This is a genomic window from Vibrio cionasavignyae (assembly GCF_050337155.1).
GTDB classification, from domain to species: domain Bacteria; phylum Pseudomonadota; class Gammaproteobacteria; order Enterobacterales; family Vibrionaceae; genus Vibrio; species Vibrio nomapromontoriensis.
Genome location: NZ_JAKJSR010000018.1, coordinates 1 through 18,763, shown reverse-complemented (window position 1 = coordinate 18,763; position 18,763 = coordinate 1). Strand labels below are relative to the sequence as shown.

The 18,763-nt window shown below is 46.0% G+C and carries 13 protein-coding genes; 6 read left to right on the top strand and 7 right to left on the bottom strand.

Features of this window, described 5'->3' with window-relative positions; translation table 11 throughout:
* Positions 1–6 precede the first annotated feature (6 nt).
* The 7 genes from L4D74_RS14430 to L4D74_RS14400 form a co-directional block, all read right to left on the bottom strand.
* Positions 7–1,587 carry a cytochrome ubiquinol oxidase subunit I gene (locus L4D74_RS14430; RefSeq protein WP_428752804.1) on the bottom strand — a complete coding sequence of 527 codons (1,581 nt, stop codon included), beginning with the start codon at positions 1,585–1,587 and terminating at the stop codon, positions 7–9.
* A 62-nt stretch (positions 1,588–1,649) separates the two neighbouring features.
* Positions 1,650–2,243, bottom strand: coding sequence for an HvfX family Cu-binding RiPP maturation protein (locus L4D74_RS14425; RefSeq protein WP_428752802.1), 594 nt, complete (start codon positions 2,241–2,243; stop codon positions 1,650–1,652).
* 1 nt (position 2,244) lies between these two features.
* Positions 2,245–2,964, bottom strand: a complete 720-nt coding sequence (locus L4D74_RS14420) for an HvfC/BufC family peptide modification chaperone (protein WP_428752800.1) — start codon at positions 2,962–2,964, stop codon at positions 2,245–2,247.
* Complete coding sequence (locus L4D74_RS14415) at positions 2,957–3,823, bottom strand: MbnB/TglH/ChrH family RiPP precursor modification enzyme (protein WP_428752799.1); 867 nt, start codon at positions 3,821–3,823, stop codon at positions 2,957–2,959. Before L4D74_RS14415 ends, L4D74_RS14420 begins: the two co-directional genes overlap by 8 nt.
* Positions 3,811–4,125, bottom strand: a complete 315-nt coding sequence (locus L4D74_RS14410) for a hypothetical protein (RefSeq protein ID WP_428752797.1) — start codon at positions 4,123–4,125, stop codon at positions 3,811–3,813. Before L4D74_RS14410 ends, L4D74_RS14415 begins: the two co-directional genes overlap by 13 nt.
* A complete protein-coding gene (locus tag L4D74_RS14405) occupies positions 4,115–5,071 on the bottom strand; it encodes an MBL fold metallo-hydrolase (RefSeq protein WP_428752796.1) in 957 nt (318 codons plus the stop codon). Before L4D74_RS14405 ends, L4D74_RS14410 begins: the two co-directional genes overlap by 11 nt.
* A gap of 425 nt (positions 5,072–5,496) precedes the next feature.
* Positions 5,497–6,216: a TetR/AcrR family transcriptional regulator gene (locus L4D74_RS14400; RefSeq protein WP_428752794.1), complete on the bottom strand. Its 720-nt coding sequence runs from the start codon at positions 6,214–6,216 to the stop codon at positions 5,497–5,499.
* Between the two features lie 228 nt (positions 6,217–6,444).
* Between L4D74_RS14400 and L4D74_RS14395 the strand changes: the two genes are divergently transcribed.
* The 6 genes from L4D74_RS14395 to L4D74_RS14370 all read left to right on the top strand — a co-directional run.
* Positions 6,445–7,518 (top strand): efflux RND transporter periplasmic adaptor subunit, encoded by a 1,074-nt coding sequence (locus tag L4D74_RS14395; protein ID WP_428752792.1) that lies wholly within the window; start codon positions 6,445–6,447, stop codon positions 7,516–7,518.
* A complete protein-coding gene (locus L4D74_RS14390) occupies positions 7,518–8,582 on the top strand; it encodes an efflux RND transporter periplasmic adaptor subunit (protein WP_428752791.1) in 1,065 nt (354 codons plus the stop codon). Before L4D74_RS14395 ends, L4D74_RS14390 begins: the two co-directional genes overlap by 1 nt.
* On the top strand, positions 8,579–11,635 hold the full coding sequence (locus tag L4D74_RS14385) for an efflux RND transporter permease subunit (protein ID WP_428752789.1): 3,057 nt from the start codon (positions 8,579–8,581) through the stop codon (positions 11,633–11,635). The genes L4D74_RS14390 and L4D74_RS14385 overlap by 4 nt, the downstream gene beginning before the upstream one ends.
* A 339-nt stretch (positions 11,636–11,974) precedes the next feature.
* Positions 11,975–12,208 (top strand): hypothetical protein, encoded by a 234-nt coding sequence (locus L4D74_RS14380; RefSeq protein WP_265677242.1) that lies wholly within the window; start codon positions 11,975–11,977, stop codon positions 12,206–12,208.
* 170 nt (positions 12,209–12,378) lie between these two features.
* Positions 12,379–12,870, top strand: coding sequence for an Lrp/AsnC family transcriptional regulator (locus tag L4D74_RS14375; RefSeq protein ID WP_428752787.1), 492 nt, complete (start codon positions 12,379–12,381; stop codon positions 12,868–12,870).
* Positions 12,871–13,166: 296 nt separating this feature from the next.
* Positions 13,167–18,763 (top strand): VCBS domain-containing protein (locus tag L4D74_RS14370; RefSeq protein ID WP_428752786.1); only part of this gene is annotated, 5,597 nt, incomplete at its 3' end.

The following is an 18,763-nucleotide window of genomic DNA, read 5'->3' as shown; positions in this document are numbered from 1 at the left end:
ATCTCCTTATTTATAGTTATCAATGAGAGTGTCTAGAGAGGAGTGACTCTCATAGTGATAGCGGCCAGTCTTTAGCGAGCTTGGGCCGCGGCGAGAAAAGGTCACCATTAAATACATTTCTACGATGAGGAAGAGTGTGTACAGCAGATAAACAGCACCAAGTGAGATCCACAAATCACTGGCAGCTAAATCTGAAGTGGCCATATTTACCGGCAGCACTTCACCGATAGCCCACGGTTGACGGCCATATTCTGCAACGAACCAACCTGCTTCGCTGGCAATCCAAGGTAGTGGAATCGCCCACAGAATGCCGTTAAGTAACCACTTCTGCGAGCCGATTTTTTGGCGACAGACTTGGATAAACGAGAAGCCAATGATACTGAACATCAAGATGCCGCATGCCACCATAATACGGAAACTCCAGAATAGAGGCGCCACATGGGGAATGGTGTCTTGAGTGGCATTTTGTATGGATTGCTCACTGGCGTTAGGGACGTCGTCGGTGTATTTTTTCAGTAGCAGCCCATAACCAAGGTCAGTTTTTACTTCATTGAATCGACGAATATTATCTTCTGATGTTTCTCCGTTTCTTAAGCGTTCAAGTAATCCATAGGCAATCATGCCATTCCGAATTCGTTGCTCGTTGATGGACATTAAATCTTTAATACCTAGGACGGGTTTATCGATAGATCGAGTCGCGATGATGCCCATGAGATACGGGATTTTAATGGCGTATTCTGTTGTCATGGTGTCTTGATTAGGGAAACCGAATAGTGTGAATGAAGCAGGGGCTTCTTCTGTGTGCCATTCTGCTTCAATAGCGGCAAGCTTGACTTTTTGAACATCACCTAACTCATACCCTGATTCATCACCAAGTATGAGGGTAGAGAGAATCGCAGCCATACCAAATGAGGTGGCAATGGCAAATGAGCGACGAGCAAAGGGCACATCTCGATTCTTTAACAGATAGTAGGCACTGATCCCCATGATAAATAACGCCCCTGTTGTGTATCCTGCTGCCACGGTATGAACGAATTTAACTTGAGTGACTGGGTTGAAAATAATATCGGTAAAGCTGGTCATTTCCATGCGCATGGTTTCAAAGTTAAAGTCAGCGCCCACAGGATTTTGCATCCAGCCGTTGGCCATTAAAATCCATAACCCGGAGAAGTTTGATCCTAACGCTGTTAACCAAGTGACGGAGAGGTGCTGGCGATGACTCAGTCTATCCCACCCAAAGAAGAACATCCCAACCAGAGTTGATTCCAAGAAGAACGCGATGAGAGCTTCAATGGCAAGAGGAGCGCCAAAAATATCACCCACATAATGTGAATAGTAAGACCAGTTGGTTCCGAATTGGAACTCCATGGTTAACCCTGTTGCAACCCCAATGGCAAAGTTAATTCCAAATAGTTTTCCCCAAAATTTGGTCATGTCTTTGTAAATGGTCTTTCTCGTAATGACATAGACAGACTCCATGATGGCGAGAAGGAACGAGAGCCCGATAGTGAGTGGAACGAATATAAAATGATAGAGTGCGGTGCTGGCAAATTGCAGACGCGACAGATCAACGACATCAGATAACATAGTATCCCCTTCCCGCTACTGATGTAGCGGGTAGAAAAAGTAAAAAACGAGAGTGATTAGGTTCAAATAGGCTTGTTTAGGAAGGGTTTTTTAAACCAGTAGTCTAGGCTTACGTAGCGCCCACCACCGTAGACAAATAACACCATAAGCATGACAAAGTAAGTGGCCGCGAATTCCATACCATTGTTGAGCATCACGGGGTCACCCAATTCAGTAATGTAGTTGTAACGACCGGGGAAGTTCTCGGCGAGCCAAGTGATAAAACCGTTTAAGCGGAGGGTGGCTTCCATATCGCCTGTCGCAATAGCATCCCAACCGTGTTTCCAGTGCACCATAGCGCTTGCGGCGCTCATCATGAAAATCATCGGTATTGAGACGATGCGAGTAAACAAGCCTAAGGCAATGCATATGCACCCTGCGACTTCTGTTGCAGCGGCAAGAAAAGCAAGAAATTCAGGAAAAGGGAGGTTTAATCCGCCATCTGCTGAAGAAGCGCCGAACCAAGCGACGGTTCCGGCAAACCCTAATACTTTTGAACGGGCGCCCACGTATATAACAGGTATCAGGTAGAGCCGGATCGAGAGTAATACCAGATAATCGATTTTTTTGCATTTTCCGATAATGGTGTCGTACCAAGTAATGACTGACTTAATCATTTTAATCTCCTAAGGCTTGTAGTTGCACAAGCTCTAGCGTTGTGAAGTGTTGCGTCCATTGAAGGGCGTCAAATGAGGTGAGTTGAGCGGTGGTATGTTGTTGAAAATCGAGCAAGTTCAGTTGAGATACAGGTTGAATTATTTGAATCAACGCGACATCAATCGCTCTGAGTTTTTGTGAAACCACCCGATGTTGAACGGTTCGAAAGACGCAGTAATATTGCGAATCTACATTGTTTTCTAGTAACGGGACGGCGTGCTGAGTTATTTCAAACGGAAGTTTTAACAGTTGAAGCGTCGGGTTGCAGCTCAGAGTGTATGCGTGGGGTTGAGCATGGATGCTGTCGTTCCAAATTACCCCTTGTGGTGTAAAGGCTTGATCGATCTCGACACTAAATACGGCCCATTCATACTCTAATACCGAAGTACTGAGCGTATCTAATTGTTGGCTTTGCTGTGCGTACTGCACAAATTCTGTTGCGATATGATGAAACTCAGGTTCGAGAGCGCTATGTCGTAACAGAAAGTCGTCAATTAGGCGATAAAGTTTATGTTGCCCTACTTGTTCAGCAAAGTAAGGGAAAGTATTTCTTACGACACTGTGAATATTATTGCGAATAAAGCCGCCATATTGACAGTGAGAGTGCATCGCTTGTGGCGAACGAATACATTTAGCCAACGCTTCCGTTTGGCGCAGCATCAATCCCGGAGGATTACACATAGTAGGCTCCTTGGACGGATGGGGTAAACTGAGGTTCAGAGGCTTTCACTTCACGATGAATATCGCGTAATTCCTCTGTGAGTACGACGAGAGGGGGCACATTATGATCCCTCTCAAGTAGTAAAGGTTTATTACCGTGGAGGTTGAAGGCGTAGTGCGCAAGCTCACGAACACACTCTGGTACTGGCTTTCCATGAGTGTCGAGGAGCGATGTATCATCCTGCTGTAAATGCCCTGCGATGTGATAGTAGCGAATAGCATCACTTGGCAAGGTGCGTAACATTTCATACGGGCAATGATTATGGTTCACGCTATTGACGTATACATTGTTGATATCAAGTAACATTTGACAGCCGGATTGCGTTATCAGCTCGGAGAAAAACTCTCCCTCAGGCATTTCGTTAGGGTAGCGGTGGTAAAAGGAAATATTCTCCAATACCAGTGTCCGTTCAAGAAGATCTTGGACTCGTTTAATTCGTGGCGTTAGATAGGCAATATTTTCTTCCATTCTTGGTACTGGAAGTAGGTCATACAAATATCCCTGACTATCGCGGGAATAACACAGATGATCGCTGTATATCTCTATGTAAAACTCATTTAAAAAATGACCAATATCTTTTAAAAATGCTTCGTTCAACGGTAAGCAATCACCAATTGATAGGCTTAGGCCATGAGCAATGAGTGGATATTTTTGTGCGATCTCATTCAAACGTTCGCGTTTTTCTCCGCCAATGTTCATCCAATTTTCCGGTGCTAGCTCCAAAAAATCGATGTCCGGGTGCTTGGGCATCTCGCTGAGTATATCGATGTGCTCCATACGCAGACCAATTCCTTTACTGGTGCTGGTTATTGTCCGCATACGCCACCTGTCATTTTATTGCCAATTGACATAATCGAATTGTATGGCGTATTGATACCTTGCGCCGAAAGGCCACACTTCCCATCTCTTGCACGAACCAGTTTGTCCTGTGGGTTGCTGGTCAGCTCTTGTTTTTCAAAACGCTTCTCTGTGCCACATTTTCCCGCAGCACATTTACCTCCGTGTTGCTCTGTGGGTTGCGCTTTGATTGGTGCTTCGACAGGCTGTTCACTTGCGGCCATAGCTGAGTGCAGTGAGACGAGTGATGTAATAGTGATTGAGATAACGAGTTTATTGTTCATTTGGTGTTTCCTTAAGAGATGCAACGGGGAAGCTGGAGAGATCTCGAGCGGAGAAAATCTTGCCGTTGTAGTACTTCTTCACAATGGCGACAGATTCTTTTTTGCGTTTGAGGCCTAATCCCATCCAGTGGTTTAAGATCAAGAGCTTGGGATTGACCTCTGCGGCAATTTGACCGACGACGGATGGTGTAGCGTGCATAAAGGCGGAAATGGCATCAGCTTCTTCGTGAATAGCCATTGGCATCACTAAGATGTCTGCACCTTTGGCGAAGTCTAAAAATGCGGGATTACTGCCGTTTTGGTCAGCTGAGATTACGATGACGCCTTCGTTGCTTTCAATACGGTAGGCTAAGGTCGGAACATCACCATGAGGGATGCCCAAGGCATACACGGTAAGCCCATCTAATTCGTAAACTTTTTGTGGGGTTTTTGTAGTGTAAGGGACGTCTGTGAGAGCGATTGGGAACAGTCCATCGCTGCCGTCGTATAGTCCGTTTAGATAAGCGTAGGCACCGTGATCTTGGTTGAACATCGCATCGATATAACCGGTTAAGCTTGGGAACGCCGATCCTGCTTTAGGACCTGTGATATCAAGCGTATCTTCACGATTGAAGAAATAAGCCCCTTTTAATAGAGCAGGAAGATCAGCGACATGGTCTGTGTGAAAGTGGGTGATGGCGAGTAAATCAAGATCTTCAAGTTTTGCTCCAGCTTGACCAAATCTCAAGTAATTGCCGCCACCGGCATCAATCATAATTCTTGATTTTCCCTTCCACCAAATTAGCTCACCAGATGATGCCCGAAGATCATCCGAGATTGGTCCGCCAGAGCCAAGAATTTGCAGTGTAAAATCCTTGTCTAGAGGTTCCAGTTCGATGGCGTAAGATGATGCCGCTCCAAAGCCGCAGCAGAGCGCTAACACCAGTGCTTTTATCGGTTTGTTCATATTAATTACCTAACTTCTTGTGTGCCTACTTCACCTGATGACAGGATCGATATACTTAAGATGTTTGATAGGAATTCAGTGTTTTATTGATCGCTATCAAAGTAAGGGCACAAGATAAGCAAAATATAATGTTAAGTATGTATGAATTTATATAACACTACGTTTTGAAATATTGAACGTGTGAGAGATAGGTTTATGGTGTGTGAGAGTGATAAAGCATGGATGAGTTGAGGCACCTAACGGGTATAAAAGCCGAGAGTGAATAGTCGCTAGAAGGGGTGAGCAGTGTCGAATCAGCTAAGGGACGTAGTGGAGAGAAAGGTATTGCAGTGGTCGCGGTTATTACTTTGAAAAGTCGTTAAGGTGGTAAATAAAGCGACAAGAGAAAGATCTTCAATCATGCCGCTAATATTCATTAAAAATGGCTAAAGTGGGGTTTCTTTCCAGCCACATTCTACTTTGTGCACTAGGTCTTCCAATTTACTCGGCGTGAGACGATCGGCCGCAGCGATGTCAAACCGGCAGGCGACTTGATTTTCAAACATCGACCAGTGCTTTACCAAACATGTATCCAAATCTTGTGTCTCTTCAGCCCATGTGGCTTTAAGCATCGGTAGCATGCACGCCGCACCGTGAGCGAACATCATCATTTGCCACTTTAGTTCCACCATATTGAGCGGAGTTTCAGGCCGGCTGACATTATAAGCATCAACTAACTTGTTGACGATACTCTCAATTTCTCCATGACTATCGATAAAGTAGTCGAAGAACTCATTTTCTTGTCGCATGGCATCAGCAATGAGCTGGATTGGCTGTCTTATGACGATGATATGAGCCAACATTTCGACTGAAAAGCGGTAGAGTTTAACGTTGGTAGGTGTGTTTTCTGGTAGTTCATCGAGTAGATGTAGGATGTATTTTTGCATATAGGCATGCAAATGGTCGCTGATGCAATACCAAATTTGTTCTTTGCTGCCAAAGTGGTGACGGATTAGGCTGTGTGATACGCCGGCCTTTTCGCTGATATTGCGAATAGACACACGTTCATATCCTAATTCACAGAACATTTCTGCGGCAACGGTCATGATGAGGTTCTTTGTCTCTTCCGCTGCCATGGCGCTACGACGCCCTTTTTTCTTCTCCACTCGATACCTTTTATATTTTCGATGTACTTGTATAGGGTACTGCACTTTCCCGTTCAGCGACAAGGTGTTCATCAATGAGCGCTGATGATGAGGCCTATATAACCAAAATGAATGAAAGTGTGATAAAAAATTATACTGCACAATTGTGTAGTAAGTGTTGATCTGATGCAAATTATACCTATACTGCACAAGTGTAAAGTATAATTAAAACTATTAGAGATGACCACTATGACCACGTTTCGTCTATTCAAACGAAGTGCATTGATTGCGTTACCTGTATTGGCAGCCATGAGCCTGTCGGGGTGTAATCAAGCTCAATCTGAAATTCATGCCCCGATCATTAAACCCGTAAAGGTGTTTGAGATTCCGGCGCTTAATTTTGCTCCAGTCAATAGCTACTTAGCACAAGTTGATGCAACCGACCGCGCACAGTTATCGTTCCAAGTAGGCGGTCAAGTGGCGTCAATTGATGTCAAAATGGGCGAATCGGTGAAAGCGGGAGAAATCCTTGCAACATTGGATCCTACGGATTACCAAGTCGCGCTAGACGCTCGTCAGGCAGAATTTGACTTGGCTAATTCACAGCTCAAACGAGCACAGCAACTGGTCGAGAAAAAGCTGATTAGCGCCGATAGATTTGATCAGCAAGAAACTCAATATAAGGCAGCGAAAGCGGCACTTGAGCAAGCAAAGTCTGATCTTGGTTATACCCAGATTATTGCTCCGTTTGATGGCGTCGTTTCAATGACTTACCACAAAGCGTACGAGGTGGTTGGAGAAAAACAACCGATTCTCAATTTAATTAGTAGTGATGAGTTGGATGTAACCTTTTCCATTCCTGTCCCGGTTGTGAAATCCATGACATTTGATGAACTGCAACAGCAGCGATTCTTTGTAACGTTAGACAGTCATCGTAATCAACACATTGCAGCAACGTTTCGTGAGATTGCGATGCAACCTGATCTAGATACCAATAGCTATACAGCGTCGGTTTCGATAAATAAGCCCTCAAATATTAACATTTTATCTGGAATGTCTGGACAGGTGCATATTCAACGCGAAGCCACTAACCGCGCGATATCGCTGCCTAAAAGTGCCTGGATAACTCAGCAAGACGGTGAAGGCCAAGTGTGGATATTTGAACCGGCTACGCAAGAAGTCCATCAGATTAAATTAGTGCTGAATGAACAAGGTGAAATTACTGCAGGCCTTCAACATGGTGATCAGATCGTGATAGCTGGTGCTGGCAATTTGATGGAAGGGCAGCAGGTTAAATTATGGACACGTGAGGGTGGTATCTAATGAAAAAGGTATTGTTCATCATGCTGGGTCTGGCGTTACTTGTTCTACAAGGCTGCAAGTCCGATGTAGCGACACGCAGCGCTGCGGAAACAACGGTGGCGTCTTTCCATGTCTCTCAACCAGTATCGAAGCAGTTTCGGGAGTTTCGTGGTCAAGTTGTGACGGCAGAGCAAACCAATCTGGCTTTTCGTATTCGTGGTGAAATATCTCACCTTCTCGTCAAGCCCGGTCAATCCGTTAAGAAAGGACAGGTTGTCGCTAAATTAGATGATAAAAAATTGCAGCAACAGTATCGAGATGCCCAAGCTCAATTTGAACTGGCGACGAAGCAACTGCGTCGAGGGGCCGAATTGTTTGCTAAAGATATGATTTCCAATTCTGAACTTGATGAGTTGACGTCAAATAAGCAGTTAGCCAAAGCGAAGTATCAGAACATGCAGCATCAGCTGCAGTACACCAGCTTACGAGCGCCTTTTACTGGCGTTGTAGCGGATGTATTGAAAGAGCGCTTTGAAAATACCAGCCCGGGTGAAACCATTGTGTCCGTGTATCAGGCAGACAAAGTGTACGTAAAAATAAGTTTATCTGATTACATATTGGCGTCTATTACGCCGGATGCCCAACGCAATAAGTATCAACCTTTGGCTTTTTTCTCAGACCGAGATCATGGCTTTACGATGCAATATCTAGAGCACTCGAGTGAGCCTGATGCACAGTCTCGAGCCTATGAGCTTTGGCTGCAAATGCCACAACCTAAACAAACCATATTGCCCGGCGCAAGCGTGAGTGTGCATGTTGACATGGTGGCTGCTGGCTTGAGTTCAATTCAAGGTTATCAATTGCCGATGACGGCGCTCGAGCCGGGCACGTCTGCTTCTGAGTTTTATGTGTGGAAGCACATTGATGGCAAGGCAATGCGCAGTTTGGTTCATGTTGATCAGGTTAATAGCTTTGGTGTCATTGTGGATTCGGGCGTAACGGAAGGGGATGTATTGATTATTTCGAGTTTGAGAAAGCTTCGTGATGGTGAGTTAGTGACGCTTAAAGGGAGTGAAGAGAAATGAGTCTTACGGAATATTCAATTAAGAACCGAGTGATTAGCTGGCTCTTCATCGTTATTTTAACCGTGGGTGGTATCACATCGTTTATGGATCTGGGGCGTCTTGAAGACCCGGCATTTACGATTAAAGATGCCATGATTATTTCTACTTACCCAGGCGCCACCTCAACGGAAGTTGAAGAAGAACTGACGTATCCATTAGAGAAACAGATTCGACAGTTGCCATACATCGATAATATTAAGTCAACATCCTCAGACGGAATGTCGCAAATCATGGTTAGCATGCGGATGGATTATGGCCCAGATGAACTGCCACAAATTTGGGATGAAATGCGCCGCAAGATTAACGATTTAAAGCCGAACTTGCCAAGTGGTGTGAACTCGGTGCAAATCATTGATGACTTTGGCGATGTGTTCGGCGTGATGATCATGCTGACGGGAGACGGCTATGATTACGTGGAACTTAAACGTTATGCGGATTATTTAAGCCGAGAAATCGAGCTCGTTGATGGCGTGGGTAAAGTCGCGATTTCTGGTGATCAGCAAGAAATGTTGTTTGTTGAGCTTTCACTTAATCGCTTGTCGGCGCTTAACCTTGATATGAACACCGTAGCTGGATTGCTTAATCAACAAAACAGCGTTCAGTCTGCTGGGGAAATCATGATTAACGGTGACAACCTAGCCATTCGTCCGAACGGGAGCCTTAACTCAGTAGAATCGCTGGAAAACCTCATTATTCATGGCCGAGATACCGGCAACTTGATTCGATTAAAAGACGTCGCAAAGATATCGAAAGGTATCCAAGAAAAGCCATCAAACGTGATTACCTTTAATGGTAAACCTGCGATTAATTTAGCAATTTCGTTTACATCTGGGGTGAACGTTGTAGACGTTGGTCACGTGATTGATATGAAATTGAGCGAGCTTGAGAATATTAAACCAGCGGGCGTAAATTTAGATTATTTTTACAACCAATCGACGGAAGTCGATCAATCGGTAAAAGATTTTGTCGTCAGTTTGGCGCAAGCCGTGGCCATTGTCATAGTTGTACTACTGTTTGCCATGGGTGTACGCAGCGGTCTGATTATTGGAATCGTATTGCTCTTGACGGTATTTGGTACTTTCATTTTGATGAGTATTAATAATATCGAACTGCATCGAATTTCCCTTGGCGCTTTGATTATTGCTTTGGGGATGCTGGTGGATAACGCCATCGTTGTGGTCGAGGGGATACTAGTTGGGTTAAAACAGGGCAAAACGAAAACAGAAGCAGCGAAAGCGATTGCCAAGCAAACGCAGTGGCCACTACTCGGCGCAACCGTTATTGCTATTACCGCATTTGCACCGATTGGGCTTTCTCAAGATGCAACGGGTGAGTTTATGGGCTCATTGTTTTGGGTGCTCTGCTTTTCACTATTTTTAAGTTGGATTACGGCACTGACGTTAACGCCTTTTCTAGCAAGCCTAATGCTTAAAGAGGAGACTACCACGGCCGACTCAGAGCAGGTAGATCCGTATAAAGGCATTTTATTTACGGTATTTCGTTGGTCATTGGAGCTGGCGTTAAAACTGCGTTGGTTGACCGTTATTGGTATGGTCGCGCTACTCATTTCTGCCGTCATGGCGTTTGGCATGGTGAAACAGTCGTTTTTCCCAGCCTCCAATACGCCAATGTTTTTTGTTGACATGTGGATGCCAGAAGGCACAGATATTCGACAAACATTGAAGCAAACTGAAAAAGTGGAAGCCTATATTCGGTCGCAAGAAAACGTGGATTTTGTATCGACATCTGTAGGACAAGGTTTACAGCGATTCATGTTGACCTACCAGCCAGAAAAGAGCTATGAAGCGTATGCTCAGCTGCAGGTTCGAGCGACGAATCGTGAAGACATGTTTACGTTATTGGACAAGCTTGATCACACTTTATCGAGTGAGTTTACCGCGCCATCTTTCCAGTTGCGTTTAATGGAGTTTGGACCTTCTCCTGCTTCTAAAATAGAAGCGAGAATCATCGGACCCGATCCACAGATATTGCGCGATGTTGCCGTTCAAGTTGAAGATATTCTACTCGCTGATTCAGGGGCGCGTAATATTCGTCATGATTGGCGAGAGCGCACGAAAGAACTCGTGCCGCAATTTAATGAATCTAAGGCTCGTCGGCTTGGTATTTCAAAAGAAGATCTCTCGAATACCTTGCAGCTAGCGTTTGGTGGCAACGCCATTGGTGTGTTTCGAGATGGTACGCAGCGTCTACCGATTGTTACCCGTTTGACGGAAGAAGAGCGGGTGGATTACTCGTCCCTTCAAAACATCTCTATTTGGAGCCCGATGCTTCAGACGTATGTTCCGGTTGAACAAGTGGTGGATGATGTCACGCTAGATTGGGGGGAGCCTTTGATTCAGCGTCGTGATAGAAAACGCACACTCACTGTGCTTGCCGATCATGATGTGTTAGGTGATGAAACCGCCGCCACCCTATTTGCCAGAATTCAGCCACAAGTTGAAGCTATTGCTTTACCAGAAGGTTATACCTTGGAGTGGGGCGGCGAATATGAGTCATCAAAAGATGCGCAAGAAGGCATGTTTAAATCTCTGCCGATGGGTTATTTGCTGATGTTCATCATCACGATGTTGTTATTTAACTCATTTAAGAAGCCACTGGTGATTTGGTTGACCGTGCCATTATCCATTATTGGCGTGGCATTTGGTTTGCTGCTTTCTGGGATGCCGTTTAGTTTCACAGCATTGCTGGGTTTGCTAAGTCTCAGCGGAATGATCCTAAAAAATGGCATTGTCTTGATGGATCAAATTAATTTGGAGTTAGAAACGGGTAAGGATCCGTATCTGGCCATCATCGATAGTGCGGTAAGTCGCGTGCGGCCAGTGAGTATGGCTGCTCTAACGACCATATTAGGTATGATCCCATTAGTTTTTGATGCGTTTTTTGGTTCAATGGCAGTGACGATCATGGCTGGGCTTGGTTTTGCGACCATATTGACGTTGATTGTTGTCCCTGTGCTTTTTGCCATTTTCTTTAACATTAAGCCGATTCAGTAAAATTGATGATGTATTAATATTGTCTGGATTCCAAAGCCCGCATCTCGCGGGCTTTTTAATGTTCTCAGATCATACATGATGGGTGGTTAGCGGTTTTCTTTGCTATTTATCGCATGAATGATTCTGTGTTCGACACCGCAATTTGCTGTCAATCTCGAGAGTTGAGCGTTGAGATCGAACAATATGTAAGTAAGTTTCGACATCTTGATCAAAAATTCGCAAATAAATGACATGAATTTTGAATGTATGCCTCATTTTCTGCAATGATCGTTTTATATACACGCTGACCTTGAACACAATATGGTCAGCAAATGATCAGACTTCCAGGAGAACAGCAAAATGCCAACGAACTACTGTGCGGCGTGCAAAAAGAAAACGGCACATAAAGCGGTGATGAAACGTAGCCCAAATGACAGTGCCTCTATCTTACAAAGTTTTCAGCAGCTGATGTCACAACTAGTGAATGGTAGTGGATATTACAAATTGGAACGTCGCATTATTTGCCGAGTATGCAATCAAGAAAATCAGGTGGAAGCTAAACCTGTGATGAACCAACAAGCTAACCTTGCATAGCGTTAACGGCTAAGGTATTTGTAAAATCAATCATACTTTTGCGACTATCTGCGTTTGTCAAAAATAGGCGTGGTTAAATTAGATTAGTCGCAGAGTGTGATCAGTGGTGTTTTTAAGCTGCTAGCATTTGATTTACAATCAGGTAACAATTACTTACTTGAGATGTCATCGTGGCCCAGCTTGCTTTAGATAAAATTGATTTAGAAATACTTAGGATATTGACTCTCAAAGGTCGTATGCCGATCGTGGAATTGGCAAAGCAAGTCAATCTCACTACCTCCCCATGCTCTGACCGTGTAAAGCGACTTGAAAAAGAAGGCTTTATCCAGGGGTATCATGCTGAATTGAACCCCGAGAAATTAGGGTTGGATGTCCAAGTTTTTATCCATATTCGTCTCGATCAGACCAGTTTCTCTATTTTTGATAAATTCGCTAAAGCCGTAGATTTAATGCCTGAAATAGAAGAATGCTATTCCCTTTCTGGTGACTTCGACACCATGATTAAAGTGCGAACAAAAGATATGAAATCCTATCAATCCTTTATGTCGACTAAGCTGGGTACGCTGCCCGGTGTCATTCAAACACGCAGTGAAGTGGTGATTGAAGAACATAAAACAGGTTTTGGTGTTAACCCTGAATTACTCGATACGCTGAGTACATAGGTATATAAGTACATAGCCCTTACAAATCCTTACTCACCTCCGCTTGTAATCTCTAAGAATCCGCCTTTTTTCCTTCATATTATCGTTTGGTATTTCGTTTTTGAGAATCGCCAAAAAAAGCCTAACTCTGTGATTCATATTTGTAACTAAATCTGGTATTTAGAGTTAACTATATTAGAAAAAACACTCGAACTACCTATACTAGTTAGCGTATGGAGCGGGGCGAGTAAATCATTGTTTTTCGGTTGATGATTCGATGGTCTCTCGTCCGAGAGTTTGGTGTAAAGGAGCGCGCTATGGGTTTTGCTGTATTTTTGGGGCTTGCAAGTGTTACGGGAACGTTAGTTCTTGATAAAAAAGGTCAGCTAAAGGTCTTGGCCGAGGGTGTTGAACCTCAGCCTGGTGAAGCGGTTCTGTCAGTCGTCGACGGTCAAGATTCCAGTGAGCTTGCTGGTATTGATGTCATCGGAGAAAATGGGCAAGTTGCTAAATCCGCACGGTTGAGCCCTTCGGACAATCAAGATATTGCGGACATTATTTCGCAAATTGAAACGGGCCAAGATCCAACCCAAAATGAAGACCAAGCAACTGCGGCTGGCGACGCTGTCAGTTCAAGTATTTCTCAGGCAACAACGGTAGAAGCAACTCAAGAGCAAGTTTTAGCAGCAACCTTTTTTGAAACCACTGGACTGAATAGTCAAGACCTCAACCAACCTCAAACTGATACGTTACTAGATATCCTCGCAAACTCCGCACCTGTTACCGTTTTTGATGCTCGTAATTTTGACGAAGAATCACTAGATGGCGATCTAAATTTAAGCTTTCCCACTGATGCTAACAATGACACGTTAACGCTTACTATTACCGAGTTACCTAAGCTTGGCGTGCTCACCCTTGCTGATGGCACACCTGTGAAAGTGGGGCAAGTACTCACTGAAGCCGAGTTCGAATCCCTTCAATATGATGCGCCGCAAGAATACACTGCCGGCGATGACGCGGGTCAGATTTTGTATACCGTGGATGATGGACGAGGTGCCGAAAACTCAGTTCAGACGGGCGGTGTTCTACTGACAATCAACCCAATTAATGATATCCCCGATATTATCGATGTAGGCTCTGCTGATGTTGTGGAAGCGGGCAGTTTGGATGACGGCACTAATGTCGATGGTATTGCGACAGCCGAAGGTCAAATTATAGCAACCGACGATGATACCGATGCTGTGCTTACGTATGGTGTCCAAGACGCGAGTAACGAATACGGTACATTAACGGTTGATGAGTTGACGGGTGAATGGGTGTTTACCTTAGACAATAGTGCTCCTGCAACACAAGCCCTTAAAGAAGGGGATTCTGTTGATACAACCTTCACCATTACGGTTACCGATGATAAAGGCGCGCAGGTTACTCAAACGTTGCCTATCACTATTGAAGGCACGAATGACGTGCCAACGTTTGGTGCGAGTGGCGATACAACGGGAATGGTCACTGAATCTGGCGATGGTGCAGCAAGTAATTCAGTCGCGACGGGTACTTTAGTCGCGACGGATGTCGATGCCGATGCGATATTAGATTATCAAGTTATTGATGGTATTACTGATTTTGGACAAATGACATTTGATGACGAAGGTAAATGGACGTTTACCCTCGATAATGAATCGAATGCGACGCAAGCGTTAACCGAAGGCGAAACCAAGCAACTGGATTTTGTTGTCACGGTTACTGACGAGTTTGGCGCGGTAAGCCGCGAAGTCGTCTCGATTACGATTACAGGTACCAATGATACGCCTGTTATTGATGATTTGACGGGGACAACGGGGCTCGTGACTGAAGCTGGTCATTTAGATGATGGCACGGTGGTGACCGGGACTTCGACAGCAAGTGATACCATTAATGCATCAGATGTTGACGGTACAATTACTTTTACCTACCAAGGACAAAGTGATTTTGGTTCCTTTGAAATAGATGCTCAAACTGGAGTTTGGAGTTTCCAGCTCGATAATGCTTCTGCTGCTACCCAAGCATTGCGTGAGGGACAAGAAACCTCTGTGGTGTTTGACGTTATTGCGACGGATGAAGTTGGTGCGTCCGTGACCCAACCCGTGACAATTACGATTGTTGGCACCAATGATCAGCCAACCATTTTATCAAGTAGTGATTTACAAGGTTCCGTGACAGAGTCCGGCCATCTTGATGATGGCACGTTGGTGGATGGAGTCGCTACCGCGACGGGTACGCTTATTGGCTCGGACGTAGATGCCAGTGCAAATCTGACATTCTTTATTGAAGATGGCAGTAGCGACTACGGTTCGATGACGGTTAACCCTGATGGTACATGGGTATTTACGTTAGATAACGATACCGCCCAATCTCAGGCTCTCAAAGAGGGTGAGGTGCATAACGAGACCTTCACCGTAACGGTGCGTGACGAGTTTGGCGCCGTGAATACAGAAACAATCACGGTAGCTATCACAGGAACCAACGATCAGCCAGTATTTACCTCAAGTAGCACGTTCACCGGCGAGGTCACAGAATCTGGTCATAATGATGATGGTACTGAGGTGGCTGGAAACCCTACCGCAACCGGGAATCTGGTTGGTTCTGACGTTGATGCCGATGCGTTGCTAACGTTTTCAACCGATGGTGGCAGTAGTGACTACGGTGATCTCGATGTCGCTACGGATGGAACGTGGCTATTTACGCTCAATAATGATTCAGCGCAGACTCAAGCCTTAAAAGAAGGACAGAAGCAAGACGTAAGCTTTTCTGTCAAAGTTACCGATGAGTTTGGTGCGGTGAATACTGAAACAGTCACTATTACTATTACGGGAACCAATGATGTTCCAGTAATTGAAGATACCAGTGTCGTAGTGGGTTCCGTCATCGAAGCGGGTGATGATAATGTACCCGGCGTTGATATTGCGACAGGTAACATTGTTGCGAGCGACGTTGATGCCGATTCGGTTGCCAGCTTCTCATACAGCGGCGACAGCGATTTTGGTACGTTTAGTATTGACCCGGTTTCTGGCAATTGGACATTTACATTAGATAACGATGCTGATGCGACTCAAGCATTGAAAGATGGTCAAGTTCAGGACGTTACGTATACGGTTAGTGTGACGGATGATAAAGGAGCCGTCACTAGCCAAGACGTCGTGATTACGATTACGGGTAGCAATGATTCAGCAACCGTCATCAGTGGTGACAGTGATGAACTCACCGAAGACGTCGCGGTTGTGGGCAATAACCTCATCGCCTCTGAGCAGCTGGTGATTAGCGATGAAGATGCCGGTGAAAATGTCTTTAACGCAGGCGCGGGTGCGTCTGTGGGCACCACGTTGGGTAGCCTGTCTATCCTAGCAGACGGTACCTGGACCTACACCATCGATAACACCTTATCCGAGGTGCAAGCCCTCGATGTGGGTGACACTTTAGTTGAGTCCTTTATCGTCACCTCAGCCGATGGCACCGAGCACACGATTAGTGTGACGGTGAACGGCGCGGAAGATGAAACTTTTATCACCAACTACGCACCAGACAGTGTCAAAGAAGACACCGACGAAGTGGCGGGTGAGCTACTTGGCGGCGGTAAGCTCGACATTGCCGATTTGGATGCGGATGAAGCGGCATTCAATACTACTGTGACAAGTCTAAACAATGATCAAGGTCAGTCGCCACTAGGCACACTGACCATCTTAGCGGACGGCACGTGGACCTACAAAGTCGATAATAGCCTCACTGGCGTGCAAGAGTTGGGCGCGGGTGATACACGTATTGAGCGCTTTGAAGTGGCGTCCATTGACGGCAGCAAAACCCAAATCATCGAAGTGACCATTGAAGGTACTGACGACGCGCCAGTGATAGCGGGTACTGACATTGGTGGTGTCACCGAAGACTTTGAAGTCCAAAGTGGTGACTTACTTAAAGAAAGCGGCCAGCTGACGATTACTGATACCGATCAAGGCGAGAGCCAGTTCCAAACCAGCGTTACTAAAGTCGATGATGGCAACGGCCTCACACCAGTGGGCACCTTGACCATTGATGCGAGTGGCGCGTGGAGTTACGAGATCGATAACACCGACAGCTCAGTGCAGTCGCTTTCTGAAGGCGAAACCCGTACCGAGACTTTCCAAGTACTCAGTGAAGACGGCACAACGCACAACATCGTCATCACCATTACCGGCGTTAACGATTTACCAAGCATTGTCAGTGGCGCCAGTGATGATGCCACCGAAGACGCGGTGGTCGACTTAGATACTGACGGCAACTTAGTCGCCAGCAATACTTTAGTGATCAGTGATACCGACGCCAATGAAGAGACCTTCATTGCCGGCGCAGGCACGCCAGTAGGCACGACTTACGGTGCCCTCACCATCGGCACGGATGGTCAATGGACCTACAAAGTTGATAACAGCTCAGCGCCAATCCAATCATTGGATGTGGGCGATACCCTGACCGAATCCTTTATTGTAAAAAGTGCCGACGGCACAGAGCACACCATTACGGTGACCGTTCATGGCACGGAAGATCCAAGCATCATCAGCAGTTACGAGCCGGGCTCAGTGACGGAAGACACCGCCGGTATTTTGACCGACAGTGGTGATTTGGACATTGCCGATGCCGACAGTGGTGAAGCACAATTTGATATTACTCGTGTCGAAGGCCAGCAAAATGGCAATGGTGACGCACCACTCGGCAGCTTAACCATTACCGCTGATGGGCAGTGGCATTACCAAGTCGATAATTCGTTGACGGGCGTGCAAGAGTTGGGTGACGGCGATAGCCGTGACGAAGTGTTCCGCGTGTACTCCATTGATGGCAGCAGCTATCAAGATATTGTTGTGACCATTCAAGGGGTGGACGGTGCGCCGACCATCGTCAGTGGTGAATCCGCTGAACTCACCGAAGATGTGGGTGTGGTGGGCAATAACCTTGTCGCCTCTGAGCAGCTGGTCATTAGCGATGAAGACGCCGGTGAAAATGTCTTTAATGCAGGCGCGGGCACCTCAGTTGGCACCACGTTAGGTAGCCTGTCTATTTTGGCTGATGGCACCTGGACGTACACCATTGATAACACCTTAACGCAGGTGCAAGCCCTCGATGTCGGTGACACCTTAGTTGAATCCTTTATTGTCACCTCCGTCGATGGCACCGAGCACACCATTAGTGTGACCGTGAACGGCGCAGAAGATGAAACTTTCATCACCAACTACGTGCCAGACAGCGTCAAAGAAGACACCGGCGAAGTGGCGGGTGAGTTACTCGGTGGCGGTAAGCTCGATATTGCCGATTTGGATGCCGGAGAAGCGGCGTTTAACACCACCGTCACTAATTTAACGAATAACCAAGGTCAGTCCCCTCTAGGCACGCTGACCATCTTGGCCGACGGCACGTGGACGTACAACGTCGATAACAGCCTCACTGGCGTGCAAGAGCTCGGCGACGGCGATACACGCGTTGAGCGCTTTGAAGTCGCCTCGATTGATGGCAGCAAAATCCAAATCATCGAAGTGACCATTGAAGGTACTGACGACGCGCCCGTGATAGCGGGTACTGACATCGGTGGCGTCATTGAAGATACCGATATTCAAGCGGGCGATCTGCTTAAAGAAAGCGGCCAGCTGACGATTAGCGATACCGATCAAGGCGAGAGCCAATTCCAAACCAGCGTCACTAAAGTCGATGATGGCAACGGCCTCACACCGGTGGGCACTCTGACCATTGATGCGACTGGCGCGTGGAATTACGAGATCGACAACACCGACAGCTCGGTGCAATCACTCTCTGAAGGCGAAACGCGCACCGAGACGTTCCAAGTACTCAGTGAAGACGGCACCACGCACAACATCGTCATCACGATTACCGGCGTTAACGATTTACCAAGCATTGTCAGTGG